The following is a 13730-nucleotide window of genomic DNA, read 5'->3' on the forward strand; positions in this document are numbered from 1 at the left end:
GGAGGAAAAAATGAGATACGTTAGTACTAGGGGAAACCTTGAAAAAAGTTATTCGGCAGCAGAAGCCATAAGAGAGGGAATGGTTCCAGGAGGAGGACTTTTTGTACCTGAGAGTTTTCCTAAATTTACTCTTGACGAAATAAACAGCTTGAAAAAACTTAACTACCAAGAAGTTTCTATTGAAGTACTGAAAAAATATCTTTCTGACTATACAGAAGAAGAGATAAAAGAATGTGTAGAGGGTGCTTACAGCGACATTAATTTCTCACACAAAGAAAGAACTCCTGTGGTGAAAGTCGAGGATGAAGTATATGTAATGGAACTATGGCATGGTCCAACAGCTGCATTTAAGGATATGGCACTTCAGCTTATGCCAAGACTCTTTGTGAAAGCTAGAGAGAAAACAAATGCTGTAGACGATACCCTTATACTTGTTGCTACTTCTGGTGATACTGGAAAGGCAGCTCTTGAAGGATTTAAAAATCTTAAGGGGATTAAAGTAGTTGTTTTTTATCCAGAAGAGGGTGTAAGCCAGGTTCAAAAACTTCAAATGATAACAACAGAGGGAGATAATCTAACTGTTTCTGCATTAAAAGGGAACTTTGATGACTGCCAGACAGGTGTAAAGGATATTTTTTCAGACGAAGAGTTTAATAGTATTTTGAAAGGCCTAGAGCTGTCTTCGGCAAATTCCATAAATCTAGGCAGACTTCTTCCTCAAGTAATATACTATTTTAAGGCCTATGCACAGATGCTGAGAGACAATGAAATTACCCTAGGGGAAAAAGTGGACTTCTGTGTTCCAACAGGAAACTTTGGAAATATACTAGCAGGTTATTATGCTATGGAAATGGGTCTTCCAGTTGGAAAACTGATCTGTGCTTCTAATAAAAACAATGTTTTGACAGACTTTCTTCAGAGCGGAACCTATGACAAAAAAAGAGATTTTCATAAAACAATGAGTCCATCTATGGATATTTTAGTTTCTTCAAATCTTGAAAGATTTCTTTATCATACACTGGGAGATGCTGACAAAGTTTCTAAGATCTACGAAAGGTTCAATAGAGACGGAGTTTTCAGTATAGAAAAGCAGGAGCTAGAAAATATTCAGAATATTATGGAATCTGGATACACTGATGAAGATATGTGTATAGATACAATAAAAAATGTTTTTGAAAATGATAACTATATAATGGACACTCATACTTCGGTAGCTATGAATGTAGCACTTAGAAAAAAAACTGAAAGAAAAGTAGTAGTATTATCCACAGCCAGTATATATAAATTTCCTTCAAGTGTCTTAAGGTCATTTGGGAAACAGGGAGAAACTGAGTTTAAAGAAATAGAGATGTTAAATGAAATAACAGGTGTAGAACTTCACAGTGCAGTAAAAGGGATAGATAAACTTCCTGTACTCCATAAAAACTGCATAGAAAAAGATGGAATGAAAGAATTTTTGGAAAATCTAATAAAAAAATAAATTTTAAAATTTATCAGAGGTTAAACATGTAAAAGGGGGTGTCTAGAATACTAGATGCCTCTTTATTGTTTAAAAATAAATAAATTTGACATATTAGGTAAAACTGATATAATTTTTATATAAAAATTTTAGGAGGAAAAAATTATGAAGACATTTAAAACTTCAGGGGTCTGTGCAAGAGAGATCTCTTTTAAAGTAGATGGAGATGTTATTGAAAGTGTTGTTTTTAAAGGTGGATGCAGTGGAAATACCCAGGGTCTAAGTGCTCTACTAACAGGAATGAAGGTAGATGACGTAATAGAAAGGCTCTCTGGGATGAACTGTGGATCAAGAGAAACATCTTGTCCTGATCAGTTGGCAAAAGCCTTAAAAGAGTTATTATGATGAAAGATTGATATAAAAATGATTGTTTTTTCATCTTTTTAAACAAAAATATTTTCTTGAGAAGAAAATAATGTTATAATACATACGTAATAGAATATTTTCAAGAAATAATAAGATGAAAAATTATTGATGATAACTTTAATAGTATACCATCGGAGAAAAACATCTTGGTAACAAGATGTTTTTCTTAAAGATAGCTTGTGAAGTTCGTGAAAAAAGTTGTAATATTATTGAATATAAATTATAATTAATTGATATTAAAAACTAAAAGTTATTTTTGTCTAGGAGGCAACTTTTCATGCTATCAAAAAAGGTTAAAATAAAAGTACTGACAGGGGTTTTTTTTGTCTCTGATTTTACTTTTTATTTATAAGGAAATGCACACTTTACTGTTTGGGATGTCACTTTTTTATTTTTTTTACTTTACATAATAAGTAGAGATAGTGAAAAATACAAGTATTCTAATTTCACAACCAGAAGTAAAAATCTTTCGAGGACCTGTCTTTTTTTTATGTTGATTTTGATAACACGTCTGTATCAAGTACAGGTGATAGAGCATAAAAAGTATGAAAAGACACTTGTTGACCAAGTAGAGGCAACTTATTCGATTATGGGTAATAGAGGTAAAATTTTGGATTTTAGAGGAAAACCTTTAGCTTATAATTCAAATTTATATACAGTAGCTATAGATCCTAGAAGAGTTTATAAATTTGAGACTGCAATGAATGCCCTAGAGGAGATAGATAAAAATCATATTAAAATAGGGTATAGGGCACTAAAAAAAAAATTACCTTCTTTATCTGAGTCTAAATATAAAATAATAGCTAAAAATGTAGAAGAAGATAAAAAAGAAGAGATAGAGAAACTAATAAAGGAAAAATATAAACTCAAACACAACGAAATATTCTTTCAGAAAAAAGGTAACAGAGAGTATTATAGAAAAGAAATATTTTCATATCTGGTTGGAATTACAGGGTTTACTAAAAAATCAAAAGATTCTAAAACAGGAATTTTCGGAGTGGAAAGAAAGTATGAAAAGTATCTTAGAGCCAGAACAATAACAAAAAAAGATATATTTACCAGAAGTCGTTTTATGAGACTTCCAACGGCATCAGATGAGTTGGAAATATCTGCAAATGGTAAAAATATCTATTTAACTATAGATTATTTTTTACAATATATACTCAATGAAGAAGTGAAAAAACAATTTGACAACACCAGGGCTGAAATGGGTCTAGGACTGATAATGGATCCAAATACAGGCAGAATACTAGCTACATCAATATTCAACAAAAGCCCCCAGAAAAACCTAAAAAATCAGATAATACAGAGTCAGTATGAACCTGGTTCTACATTTAAACCTCTGATTGTGGCGGCTGGGATGGAAGAGGGATTGATTTCTCCTAATGATACCTTTGATGTGGGAGATGGTAAAATAGTAAGACACAGGCACACCATAAGGGAAAGCAGCAGACACACAAAGGGAATATTGTCTACAGAAGAGGTATTGAAAAAATCCAGTAACGTGGGAATGGTACTTATAAGCGACAAATTCAGCAATGAAACATTTGAAAAATATCTTGAAAAGTTTGGTCTAGAAGATAGAACTAAGGTGGATCTTCCCGGAGAGTTAAAACCATATATGCAACATTACAATAAATGGGATGGTCTTAAAAAAAATACAATGGCTTTTGGTCAGGGGATAGCAATAACCCCTATACAACTAGCAACGGCTTTTTCATCGGTAATAAACGGAGGAGTACTTTATCAGCCTTATGTGGTTGATAGAATAGCCGGAGATGACGGAGTAGTAATACGAAGAAATACACCTCAAAAGGTGAGAAGGGTGATATCTCCTAAGATTTCACAAGAGATGAGAAGTATGCTCGAACATGTGGTAGCTGATGGTACAGGTAAAAATGCAGCCATAGATGGTTATAGAATCGGAGGAAAGACAGGAACAGCCCAGATAAGTTCTAAGGGCGGCTATCTCAGGGGCGAATATCTAGCGTCCTTTATAGGTTTCTTTCCGGCAAATAACCCACAGTATTTAATGCTCTTTATGTTTTTGAAGCCACAGGCAGATATTTACTATAAGAAGTTTGGTGGATCTGTAGCTGCCCCAGTATTTAAAGAGGTTGCCAAGAGAATAATAAAGTACAACGACATCCTTCCGGGAGATGTGGAATATCTTGGAGATTCTGAAATGGAATTTCCAGAAAATAGTTCTAATGAACCTCTGGTTGAAATGCCTGATCTTTCTGGGAAAAGTGCCAGAGAGGTACTGAAGATATTAGGTAAACTGGGTATAGAGGTTAAAATTTCGGGAACTGGGTTGGTGGATTCACAATGGCCGAAAAAGGGTACCGCTCTTGAAAAAATAAATAAGGTGAAAATTCACCTGAAATAGGTGTTTAAAATATGAGATATTACGGAGTTTATGTAGACGGGACAAACGACTTTTTTACCTATTGCGACATGAAAGATGAATTTAATATAGGAGAGAGAGTTGCAGTTCCTTTTAGAGGAAGAATAAAAAGTGGTCTGATAGTTTACAGGGAAATGTCTGAGAACTTTGAGTTTAAAGTTCTTTCTATAACCAGAAAATTAGATAGTCATATTCATCTTTCTAAGGCTATGGTAAAGCTATTATTATGGATGAAAAATTATTATCTTTGCTCTTTTGGACAAAGTTTTGGAGCCGCTGTTCCAGGCAACCTGAAGGTAGAATACTCTTATAACTACAGATTTATAGAAGAAATTCCTATAAAAACAGAGGAAGAAAAAAAAATCGGAGATTATTTCAGAGAAAAATCAGAAGTAACAAAAACTACTTTGTATAAAAATTTTTCTAAGGATCTTATTAAAAGTGCTTTGGAAAATAAAATTCTAAAAGGTAAAAACAAACTAACAATTGGAGATAATTTAAAAGAAGAGTATTTTGAATTGTCAGAATATTTTTCTCAGAGGATGTGTGTAACTAAAGCAACCTTAGAAAAGAAGTTTTCTAAGGAGTTAATAGATAAAATGGTCAGACGTGGGTCACTTTCATTGGAAAAGACCTTAAAAGACAAGAGAAAAACTTATGATATAGATGAGGCTGACGGGATATACTCTAAAGAAAGCACAGTTTTGAATAAAGAACAGGAAACAGCAGTATCAGAGATAGAAAATTCAAAAAAAAGGTATTTTCTTTTAAAAGGTGTTACCGGTTCTGGAAAGACAGAAGTATATCTGAGGCTTATAAGAAAGGCCTTAGAAAGAAATCAAGGTTCTATCTTTTTAGTTCCTGAGATCTCCCTAACTCCACAGATGGTAAAGAGGTTCAAAGGTGAATTCAGGGAAAATATAGCTATTTTACACAGTAAACTAACTCCTGTACAAAGAGCAAAGGAGTGGCTCAGTATCTATACCGGAGAAAAGAAAGTGGTTCTTGGAGTAAGGTCTGCGGTATTTGCACCTGTGAAAAATCTTAAATATGTTATAATAGACGAGGAACATGAAGCAACCTATAAACAGGACAGTAACCCAAGATACAATGCAAAGTATGTTGGGATAAAAAGAGGGGAGTTAGAAGATGCAAAGGTTGTATTAGGATCGGCAACCCCTTCAATAGAAAGTTATTTTTTTGCAAAGGAGGGAGTTTTTAAACTCCTAGAACTGAATGAACGTTACAATGGTGCAAATCTACCAAAACTAAAGTTAGTGGATATGAAGGATGAGAAGAGCCATTATTTCAGCAGGGAACTTCTGAAAGATATGTCTGAAACTTTAAGAAAAGACGAGCAGATAATGTTACTGCTAAACAGAAAAGGTTATTCTACATATATTCAATGTCTAGAATGCGGCCATGTAGAGGAATGTCCTCATTGCTCTATAACCATGAATTATTATATGAGCCAGGGGATCTATAAATGCAACTACTGCGGGGAAACCAAAAGATATACAGGAACCTGCAGCAAATGTAAAAGTAAGAATCTGAGCCACATGGGAAAAGGAACAGAAAGACTCGAAGAAGAGATAAGAAAGCACTTTGATGTGGGGATAATAAGAGTTGATTCTGAAAGTAGCAGAGAAAGGGACTTTTATGATAATATGTATAGAGAGTTTCTGGAGAAGAAATACCATATAATGCTTGGAACTCAGATAATATCTAAGGGTTTTCATTTTCCAAATGTAACTCTGGTAGGGGTTATAAATGCCGATTCCATAATGAATTTTCCGGACTTTCGTTCTGGTGAAAAGACTTTTCAGCTGGTGAGTCAGGTAGCTGGAAGGGCCGGTAGGGAAAGTAAAAAAGGAGAGGTTCTGATACAGACTTTTCAGCCGGAAAATCATGTGATGAAAAGAATAATAAAAGGCGACTATGAAGGATTTTATACTGATGAGATTGAGACTAGAAAAATACTCTCGTATCCGCCCTTTTCAAGAATTATAAATATAATAATAACCTCAACAATAGAGGAGGGCCTAGAAAACTATGCCAAAAGATTTTATGATATGATAAAAGACAAGGGTATAGAGGTCTACGGGCCTATGAAAGCCCCTATATATAGGATTAAGGGAAGATACAGATATCAGATTTTTTTAAAGGGAACAAGAAAGAAGATGAATGCAGTAAAACCTTTCCTTGAGAGATGCAGCTGCGAACTTCGAGATGAAAAATACAGAGTGGTCATAGATGTTGACCCGATAAATTTAATGTAATGAGGTGATAAATATGATTTATGATATAAGAACTTACGGTGACCCTGTTCTGAGAAAAGAGGCGCTGCCAGTGGAAGATGTAAATGATGAGATAAGAGAGATAATAGACAGTATGGTTGAAAGCATGCATGAAGCCGGTGGAGTAGGCTTAGCAGCACCTCAGATCGGGGTAAGCAAGAGGATATTTGTAATTGATATAGAGGACGGTAAAATAAGGAAAGTTATAAACCCTGAATTTTTAGAATTCTCAAAAGAGATTGTAGAGCATGAAGAGGGATGCCTTAGTGTACCGGGAGTTTATAAAAAAGTAAAAAGACCAGCAAGAGTCAAAATAAAATATACTAACGAAAATGGAGAAAAGGTAATAGAAGAAGCAGAAGGACTTCTTTCTAGAGCATTTCAACACGAAGCAGACCATTTAGACGCCACTCTTTTTGTGGATAAATTGTCTCCTGTGGCCAAAAGAATGGTTTCAAAAAAATTACAAGCACTGAAAAAAGAGACTGAAAAAAAGGACATTAAATAGAGAGGATGGTTTGATTGAGAATACTTTTTATGGGTACCCCGGATTTTGCGGTACCGTCACTTGATTTATTAAATAAACACCATGAAATTGCAGGGGTTTTTACAAAAATAGACAAACCTAATATGAGGGGTAAAAGAATAAAATTTACACCGGTAAAAGAGTATGCGTTAAAACATGAAATTCCTGTGCACCAGCCAAAATCGGTCAAAACCGATGAAACATTGGATCTTGTGAGAGAGATAAATCCTGACCTAATAGTTGTGGTGGCATATGGTAAGATTCTTCCGAAAGAACTTATCGAAATCCCAAAATACGGAGTTATAAATGTTCACTCCTCTCTTTTGCCTAAATACAGAGGAGCGGCGCCTATTCATGCTGCAATAATAAACGGAGATACAGAGTCGGGAGTGTCTATAATGTACATTGCAGAAGAGCTAGATGCAGGCGATGTCATACTTCAAGGGAAGACACCTATAAATGATGAGGACACCTTAGAAACCCTCCATGACAGGTTGATGAGTATAGGGGCAGAAACACTTTTAGAGGCTGTAGATCTAATCGGAAAAGAAAAGGCTCCTAGAATATCCCAGGATCACGAAAAAGCGACCTTTGTAAAACCTTTTAAAAAAGAGGACTGTGAAATAAATTGGAATCAAGAAAATTTTAAAATATATAATTTTGTAAGAGGAATGAATCCTTTTCCAAGTGCACATACATATAACCAGGGTAAAATCTACAAAATCTACAAAGTTGAAAAAATCTCACGTGAATACGAGGGAGAGCCAGGGGAAATAGTTGAATTACTAAAGGGAAGGGGCCCTGTTGTAAAAACTGGCAACGGAAGTGTGATAATCGCCGAAGCTAAGCCTGAAAACAAAAAAAAGCTTACGGGTCCAGACCTTGTTAACGGAAATTATTTTAGTATTGGCGAGAAATTTGAGAACAGCAAAATAAAATAGCTTAGGAGGAGTAATCGTGATTAGTTTGGTGACTGACAAAGAAAAAATATCCCCGAGGGTAATAGAGAGGCTGACTAGATATTTAAGATGTCTGGAAAATCTCTCTCCTGATGATTACATATCTTCTGAGGAGATGGCTGAAAGAATGGGGCTTACAGCTGCTCAAATCAGAAAAGATCTATCGAATTTCATTTCAGATTTTGGAGAGGGTTTCGGAGTGAGAGGAAAAGGGTATCAAGTAAGGATTTTGTACAGCGGAATAGAGAAAATTTTAGGAGTTCATAAAACAAATAATATAATAATCATAGGTGCCGGAAGACTAGGAGGAGCTCTCCTTGCAGAGCCTGAGTTTACAAAGGAAAGTTTTAACGTAATAGGTGTATTTGATGTAGCAGAGTACAAGGTAGGAAAAGAAGTAAACGGAATAAAAATAAGACATACTTCTGAGATAGAATACTTTTTGAATACAAAAGATAGGGTTGATATAGCTATTCTTACTGTTCCTAAAGGAGTTGCTCAGGATATAGCTACAACTTTAATAAAGGCAGGGGTTAAGTCCTTCCTAAATTTTGCACCTTTGAAACTAGAAGTCCCTGAAGATGTAGTGGTATCTAATATAGATTTGTACGGGAAACTTCAAGAACTAAATTACTGGAAGGAGAAAGTAAATCAATGGTAGTTATAGATGGTAAAAAAATATCCGCAGAGATAAAGGAAGAGGTAAAAAAGGAAGTAGCAAAGTATAAAGGAAGTGCAGGTCAGACTCCTGGTTTGGCAGTGGTTTTGGTAGGAGAGAATCCAGCTTCGAAGGTTTATGTAAACTCAAAGGTTAAAAGCTGCGGAGATTTGGGTTTTTATTCGGAAAAACATGTTTTAGATGAAAATTCAAGTGAAAAGGAAGTCCTAGAATTAATAGATAAACTCAATGAAAATGAGAAAATTCATGGAATATTAGTTCAGTTGCCACTTCCAAAACATATAGACGAAAAAAAAGTTACAAACAGAATAGCTTCAGAAAAAGATGTAGACGGTTTTAAACCTGAAAATCTCGGAAAAGTCATGATAGGTGAAGATGACGGATTTAAATCTTGTACGCCTTACGGAGTGATAGAGTTACTTAAAAGAAGTGGTATAGAGATAGCCGGAAAAGATGCAGTGATAGTAGGAAGAAGTAACATAGTTGGTAAGCCTCTGGTAGGGCTTTTGATCAGTGAAAGTGCCACAGTGACTATATGTCACAGCAGAACTAAAAATTTGGCAGAAAAAACCAAACAGGCGGACATACTGATAGCTGCTGTTGGTAAAGCTGGATTTATAAAAAAAGATATGGTAAAAGAGGGAGCAGTAGTCATAGATGTAGGTATAAACAGAAATGAAGCAGGAAAACTCTGCGGAGATGTTGAATTTGATGAAGTGGCTCCAATGACCTCTGCAATAACACCTGTTCCCGGTGGAGTAGGACCAATGACAATTGCTATGCTGATGAAGAATACCATGGAATCATTTAAGAGATCACTGTAAATTTATTGGGATATTTTTGACTTGAAAATCTATACTGAAAATGCTAAAATACATTTTAGTGGTTTATAAAACATATTTATAGAAGGTGATTGAGGGATGAGCAAAAAAGAGAAAAGAGAGTACTACATAGTAGATAAACGTATTCTGCCAAACTCAATACAAAACGTAATTAAAGTAAATGATATTGTTCAGCTTGAAAAGATATCTAAGTATGAAGCCATAAAGAGAGTAGGAATAAGTAGAAGTACTTATTATAAATATAAAGATTTTATAAAACCTTTCTTCGAAAGTGGAAAGGAAACAGTTTTTAGTGTTTATATGTCTCTGGAGGACAAACCTGGAGTTTTGGCCAGAATACTCGATGTCGTAGCAGACACAGGTATGAATATACTGACCATAACGCAAAATATACCAATTGACAGAACTTCTAAAGTGACGATATCTCTACAGACCAACGAGGATATGCTCAGAAAAATCGAAGCGATGCTAGAGAATATAACAGGACTAGAAGGAGTAAAAGATCTAAGGGTCATTGGTAGTAACTAGATATAGGGGGAAATATGAAGATTGATGTAAAAACTATAAGAGATTTGGCAGAAAATATAGAAAAATACAACTTGCAAGAGGTAAGTGTAGAAAGTGACGGAACAAAAGTAACTTTAAAAAGAGAGATAGCAACATCTGAAACAACTTATGTAAGTGCAGCAGCTATGACTACTCCTACGGCAGTAGCAAGCAAAGCAGAGGTACCAGCTGTAGAAGAAGCAGAAGACAAATATGAATCAGTTGACTCTCCTATGATGGGGACTTACTATAAAGCACCTTCACCTGATGCACCTGACTTTGTAAAGGAAGGACAGGAAGTAAAGCAAGGTGATACCCTTTGCATAGTTGAGGCTATGAAACTAATGAATGAAATAAAGGCTTCAAGAGATGGAAAGATAGTAAAAATTCTTTTAAAAGATGGAGCCCCTGTAGTCAAAGGAGATAAATTATTTCTTATAGACTAAGAAAAGCGGTTATACACCGCTTTTTTTATATCTATATTAATAAAAAAATGAAAAATTAAAATAAGCTGTTAAAATAATACGACCAAAAATATTATGATAAATTATAGACAAGAAATAAAGACTTAGTAAAAAAGAAATTAACTTTATACGAGTATATATATAACATAATTTGGGAGGTATATTCATGGAAAAAACGCTACTTATAATCAAACCTGACGGTGTTCAAAGAGGCCTTGTGGGAGAAATTCTTGGGAGAATCGAGAAGAAAGGGTTTAAAATCTCTGCAATGAAACTTGAAAAGATTTCCAAAGAAAAAGCTGGAATTCATTATGCAGAACACGCAGGAAAGGGTTTTTACTCTGAGCTTTTAGAGTTTATTACTTCTAGTCCCAGTGTCTTGGCGGTTATAGAGGGTAAAAATGTTATAGATGGTGTAAGAAAAATGGCTGGGAAAACAAATCCTCTAGAATCTGACCTAGGAACAATAAGAGGAGACTTTGCAGTTGCAGTATCTCATAATGTAGTTCACACATCAGATGGACCTGAAAGTTCTAAAAGGGAGATTGAAAACTTTTTTTCCAATGAGGAGATACAGACACATATTTTATGCACTGAAGAGTGGACTTGTGAAGCTTAGGGCTGATTTGTCTTTTGATTCCTTTTATGCTAAAATTCACTAAAATTGGAGGGGTAACTTATGAAAAAAATAGCCGATGTTGTAAATAAAGAAGTTATTTTCATTAGTAAAGAAACATCTTTTGATGATATAATATCCATTATGAAAGAAAAAGGCGTAGGAAGACTTCCAGTAGTATCAGAAGAAAAAGTGATCGGTGTAGTTACAAGAGATGACATTCTTATTAGAGAGGAAAAAGCACCTCTCCCACCTGTAATTGCATTTTGGGATCTTTTGATAACACTTCCGGGGAATAAAGAATTTAAGAGTAAGTTGAAAAAAATAGCTTCATTCAAGGCGGAAGATATAATGACAGAGGAGTTTTTGAGTAGCAGTCTTGAAGATGATCTAGAAGAAGTGGTCACAAAGATGATAGAGGAAGAATATTCTTATACTCTAGTATTAGAGGATGAAAAATTAATTGGGATTGTAACAAAAAGCGATCTTATAAAAACTTGTTTTTAATAATAAAATTATTTATGTGTAGAAACACACTATTAAAAAGGAAGGTGTAATTCAAACTTGGGCACGTATGGACAAATTTTACTACTAGTTCTTTTGGTTCTACTATCGGGATTTTTCTCGGCTTCTGAAACAGCTTTAACTGCATTTAAAACTAGGAATCTCGAAGAGATAAAACATCCTAAAGCAGGAGAGCTTTTGAAAAAGTGGCTTAAAAGGCCTAACGAGATGCTCACAGGGATACTTCTAGGAAATAATATTGTAAATATTTTGGGTTCTTCTATAGCGACAGCGATAACATTTAATGTTTTGGGAACAAATAGTAAAGCTATATTAACAGCTACTGCTTCTATGACTGCTGTTATTTTGATTTTCGGAGAAATAACTCCTAAAATTGTGGCTAAGAATTATTCTGCCAAAATAGCTAAAATTGTTGTAATACCTGTATATTATTTTACTTTGCTGACTATACCTTTGATAAAGATACTCATGATTATTTCAAAATTTATAGGGAAAATTTTGGGCATACATATCCATGACGAGGCCCTTATGATAACTGCACAAGACATAATCTCTTATGTAAATGTGGGAAAAGCAGAGGGAATCATAGAAGAAGAAGAAAAGGAGATGATACACTCAATATTTGAGTTTAGTGACACTACAGCCAAAGAGGTCATGACTCCTAGAACATCGATGTTTGCTTTAGATGGAGAGAGTACAATAAATGAAGTATGGGACGACGTTTTTGAAACTGGGTACTCTAGAATACCTGTATATGAAAACGGAATAGATAATATTATCGGTGTTTTGTATATTAAAGACCTTTTAAATGTCATAAAAGAAGGGAAAGCCGATACTCAGATAAAAAATTATTTGAAAAAAGCATATTTTGTACCGGAAACAAAGTCAATTGTAGAAATACTAGGGGATTTTAAAAGAACGAAGGTGCATATTGCCATAGCGATAGATGAATATGGTGGAACAGTGGGTATAGTAACAATAGAGGATCTCCTAGAAGAAATTGTAGGAGAGATAAGGGATGAGTATGACAGAGAGGAAGAAGAAATTATTCGTCCTTTAGGTGATGGTAAATATGAAATAGATGCAATGATAGATATAGAAACTTTGAATAAGAATCTAGATATTGAACTTCCGGAATCTGAGGATTATGAAAGTTTAGGTGGACTTGTGGTTACAGAATTAGGCAAGGTAGCAGATACAGGGGATCAGATTACGGTAAATGATGTATCTATTAAAGTTCTAGAAGTAGATAAGATGAGGGTTTCTAAAGTATTGCTTGAAAGGGAGACAGAGGTGCAGGAATGAGAAAAAATTTGAAAAACTGGTTTTATACAGGATTAATAGCTTTATTACCAGTTATACTTACCTTTTATTTTCTTTCTTGGATTTTTCAGATGGTAATAAATTTATTAAAAGATTCCTTTATTGTAAGAAATTTAACAAATTTTTTATTGGGTCTAGACAGATTTAGTAAGGTTGAACAGATTGAGATATATATAAAGCTATCTGTGTATGTGATTTCAATTGTAGGCATATTTTTCATAATAACCCTTGTAGGATTGACCTTGAAGCACGTAATGGGGAAAAGAATAGCTAGTTTTTTTGAAAGACTCTTTATAAAACTACCTGTAATAAAACAAGTATATACTACACTTAGTCAGATAACTGGATTAGTATCTTCGGATAAGGCAAAATCATATCAAAAGGTAGTTTTAATAGAATATCCGAAAAAAGGGATTTATAGTCTGGGTTTTTTAACCAGTAATGGAAATAGCTATTTTGAAGAGGTAATGGGCAAAGAAAAGTTATTAAATATATTTGTCCCAACATCTCCAAATCCGACTTCTGGAATGTTTATAATGATGGAAGAAAAAGACGTGAAAATTCTTAATATTAGAGTTGAAGAGGCTATAAAATTAATTATTTCAGGTGGAGCGATAATTCCATATTCTGTGTCAAATAGGATTTAATAAAACAGGGGGGA

At 34.3% G+C, this 13730-nt stretch carries 14 protein-coding genes; all 14 read left to right on the forward strand.

What is annotated here, in order from left to right; all coding sequences use genetic code 11:
- Positions 1–10: 10 nt before the first annotated feature.
- Entirely contained in the window at positions 11–1480 is a 1470-nt protein-coding gene (thrC, locus tag ILYOP_RS03435; RefSeq protein WP_013387126.1) for a threonine synthase, read from the forward strand.
- A gap of 144 nt (positions 1481–1624) precedes the next feature.
- Positions 1625–1864 carry a TIGR03905 family TSCPD domain-containing protein gene (locus ILYOP_RS03440; RefSeq protein WP_013387127.1) on the forward strand — a complete coding sequence of 80 codons (240 nt, stop codon included), beginning with the start codon at positions 1625–1627 and terminating at the stop codon, positions 1862–1864.
- Positions 1865–2375: 511 nt separating this feature from the next.
- Positions 2376–4274: a penicillin-binding protein gene (locus ILYOP_RS03445; protein ID WP_148223659.1), complete on the forward strand. Its 1899-nt coding sequence runs from the start codon at positions 2376–2378 to the stop codon at positions 4272–4274.
- A gap of 11 nt (positions 4275–4285) precedes the next feature.
- Positions 4286–6571 carry a replication restart helicase PriA gene (gene priA / locus ILYOP_RS03450; protein ID WP_013387129.1) on the forward strand — a complete coding sequence of 762 codons (2286 nt, stop codon included), beginning with the start codon at positions 4286–4288 and terminating at the stop codon, positions 6569–6571.
- Between the two features lie 13 nt (positions 6572–6584).
- Positions 6585–7097 carry a peptide deformylase gene (gene def / locus ILYOP_RS03455; protein ID WP_013387130.1) on the forward strand — a complete coding sequence of 171 codons (513 nt, stop codon included), beginning with the start codon at positions 6585–6587 and terminating at the stop codon, positions 7095–7097.
- Positions 7098–7111: 14 nt separating this feature from the next.
- Positions 7112–8056, forward strand: a complete 945-nt coding sequence (gene fmt / locus ILYOP_RS03460) for a methionyl-tRNA formyltransferase (RefSeq protein ID WP_013387131.1) — start codon at positions 7112–7114, stop codon at positions 8054–8056.
- A 16-nt stretch (positions 8057–8072) separates the two neighbouring features.
- Positions 8073–8735, forward strand: coding sequence for a redox-sensing transcriptional repressor Rex (locus ILYOP_RS03465; protein ID WP_013387132.1), 663 nt, complete (start codon positions 8073–8075; stop codon positions 8733–8735).
- Positions 8729–9577, forward strand: a complete 849-nt coding sequence (gene folD / locus ILYOP_RS03470; RefSeq protein ID WP_013387133.1) for a bifunctional methylenetetrahydrofolate dehydrogenase/methenyltetrahydrofolate cyclohydrolase FolD — start codon at positions 8729–8731, stop codon at positions 9575–9577. Before ILYOP_RS03465 ends, folD begins: the two co-directional genes overlap by 7 nt.
- A 96-nt stretch (positions 9578–9673) precedes the next feature.
- Positions 9674–10123, forward strand: a complete 450-nt coding sequence (locus tag ILYOP_RS03475; RefSeq protein ID WP_013387134.1) for an ACT domain-containing protein — start codon at positions 9674–9676, stop codon at positions 10121–10123.
- Between the two features lie 14 nt (positions 10124–10137).
- Entirely contained in the window at positions 10138–10587 is a 450-nt protein-coding gene (gene accB, locus ILYOP_RS03480; protein ID WP_013387135.1) for an acetyl-CoA carboxylase biotin carboxyl carrier protein, read from the forward strand.
- Between the two features lie 184 nt (positions 10588–10771).
- Positions 10772–11224 (forward strand): nucleoside-diphosphate kinase, encoded by a 453-nt coding sequence (ndk, locus tag ILYOP_RS03485; protein WP_013387136.1) that lies wholly within the window; start codon positions 10772–10774, stop codon positions 11222–11224.
- A gap of 60 nt (positions 11225–11284) precedes the next feature.
- Positions 11285–11728 carry a CBS domain-containing protein gene (locus tag ILYOP_RS03490; protein ID WP_013387137.1) on the forward strand — a complete coding sequence of 148 codons (444 nt, stop codon included), beginning with the start codon at positions 11285–11287 and terminating at the stop codon, positions 11726–11728.
- A 57-nt stretch (positions 11729–11785) separates the two neighbouring features.
- Complete coding sequence (locus ILYOP_RS03495; RefSeq protein WP_013387138.1) at positions 11786–13051, forward strand: hemolysin family protein; 1266 nt, start codon at positions 11786–11788, stop codon at positions 13049–13051.
- Positions 13048–13716 carry a DUF502 domain-containing protein gene (locus ILYOP_RS03500; protein ID WP_013387139.1) on the forward strand — a complete coding sequence of 223 codons (669 nt, stop codon included), beginning with the start codon at positions 13048–13050 and terminating at the stop codon, positions 13714–13716. The genes ILYOP_RS03495 and ILYOP_RS03500 overlap by 4 nt, the downstream gene beginning before the upstream one ends.
- Positions 13717–13730 lie beyond the last annotated feature (14 nt).

It is taken from the genome of Ilyobacter polytropus DSM 2926 (assembly GCF_000165505.1).
GTDB classification, from domain to species: domain Bacteria; phylum Fusobacteriota; class Fusobacteriia; order Fusobacteriales; family Fusobacteriaceae; genus Ilyobacter; species Ilyobacter polytropus.

Excerpts from the sequence above, each read along its gene's own strand:
- thrC (WP_013387126.1), top strand. The coding sequence starts at position 11 with ATGAGATACGTTAGTACTAGGGGAAACCTTGAAAAAAGTTATTCGGCA.
- ILYOP_RS03440 (WP_013387127.1), top strand. The coding sequence starts at position 1,625 with ATGAAGACATTTAAAACTTCAGGGGTCTGTGCAAGAGAGATCTCTTTT.
- ILYOP_RS03445 (WP_148223659.1), top strand. The coding sequence starts at position 2,376 with ATGTTGATTTTGATAACACGTCTGTATCAAGTACAGGTGATAGAGCAT.
- priA (WP_013387129.1), top strand. The coding sequence starts at position 4,286 with ATGAGATATTACGGAGTTTATGTAGACGGGACAAACGACTTTTTTACC.
- def (WP_013387130.1), top strand. The coding sequence starts at position 6,585 with ATGATTTATGATATAAGAACTTACGGTGACCCTGTTCTGAGAAAAGAG.
- folD (WP_013387133.1), top strand. The coding sequence starts at position 8,729 with ATGGTAGTTATAGATGGTAAAAAAATATCCGCAGAGATAAAGGAAGAG.
- ILYOP_RS03475 (WP_013387134.1), top strand. The coding sequence starts at position 9,674 with ATGAGCAAAAAAGAGAAAAGAGAGTACTACATAGTAGATAAACGTATT.
- accB (WP_013387135.1), top strand. The coding sequence starts at position 10,138 with ATGAAGATTGATGTAAAAACTATAAGAGATTTGGCAGAAAATATAGAA.
- ndk (WP_013387136.1), top strand. The coding sequence starts at position 10,772 with ATGGAAAAAACGCTACTTATAATCAAACCTGACGGTGTTCAAAGAGGC.
- ILYOP_RS03490 (WP_013387137.1), top strand. The coding sequence starts at position 11,285 with ATGAAAAAAATAGCCGATGTTGTAAATAAAGAAGTTATTTTCATTAGT.
- ILYOP_RS03500 (WP_013387139.1), top strand. The coding sequence starts at position 13,048 with ATGAGAAAAAATTTGAAAAACTGGTTTTATACAGGATTAATAGCTTTA.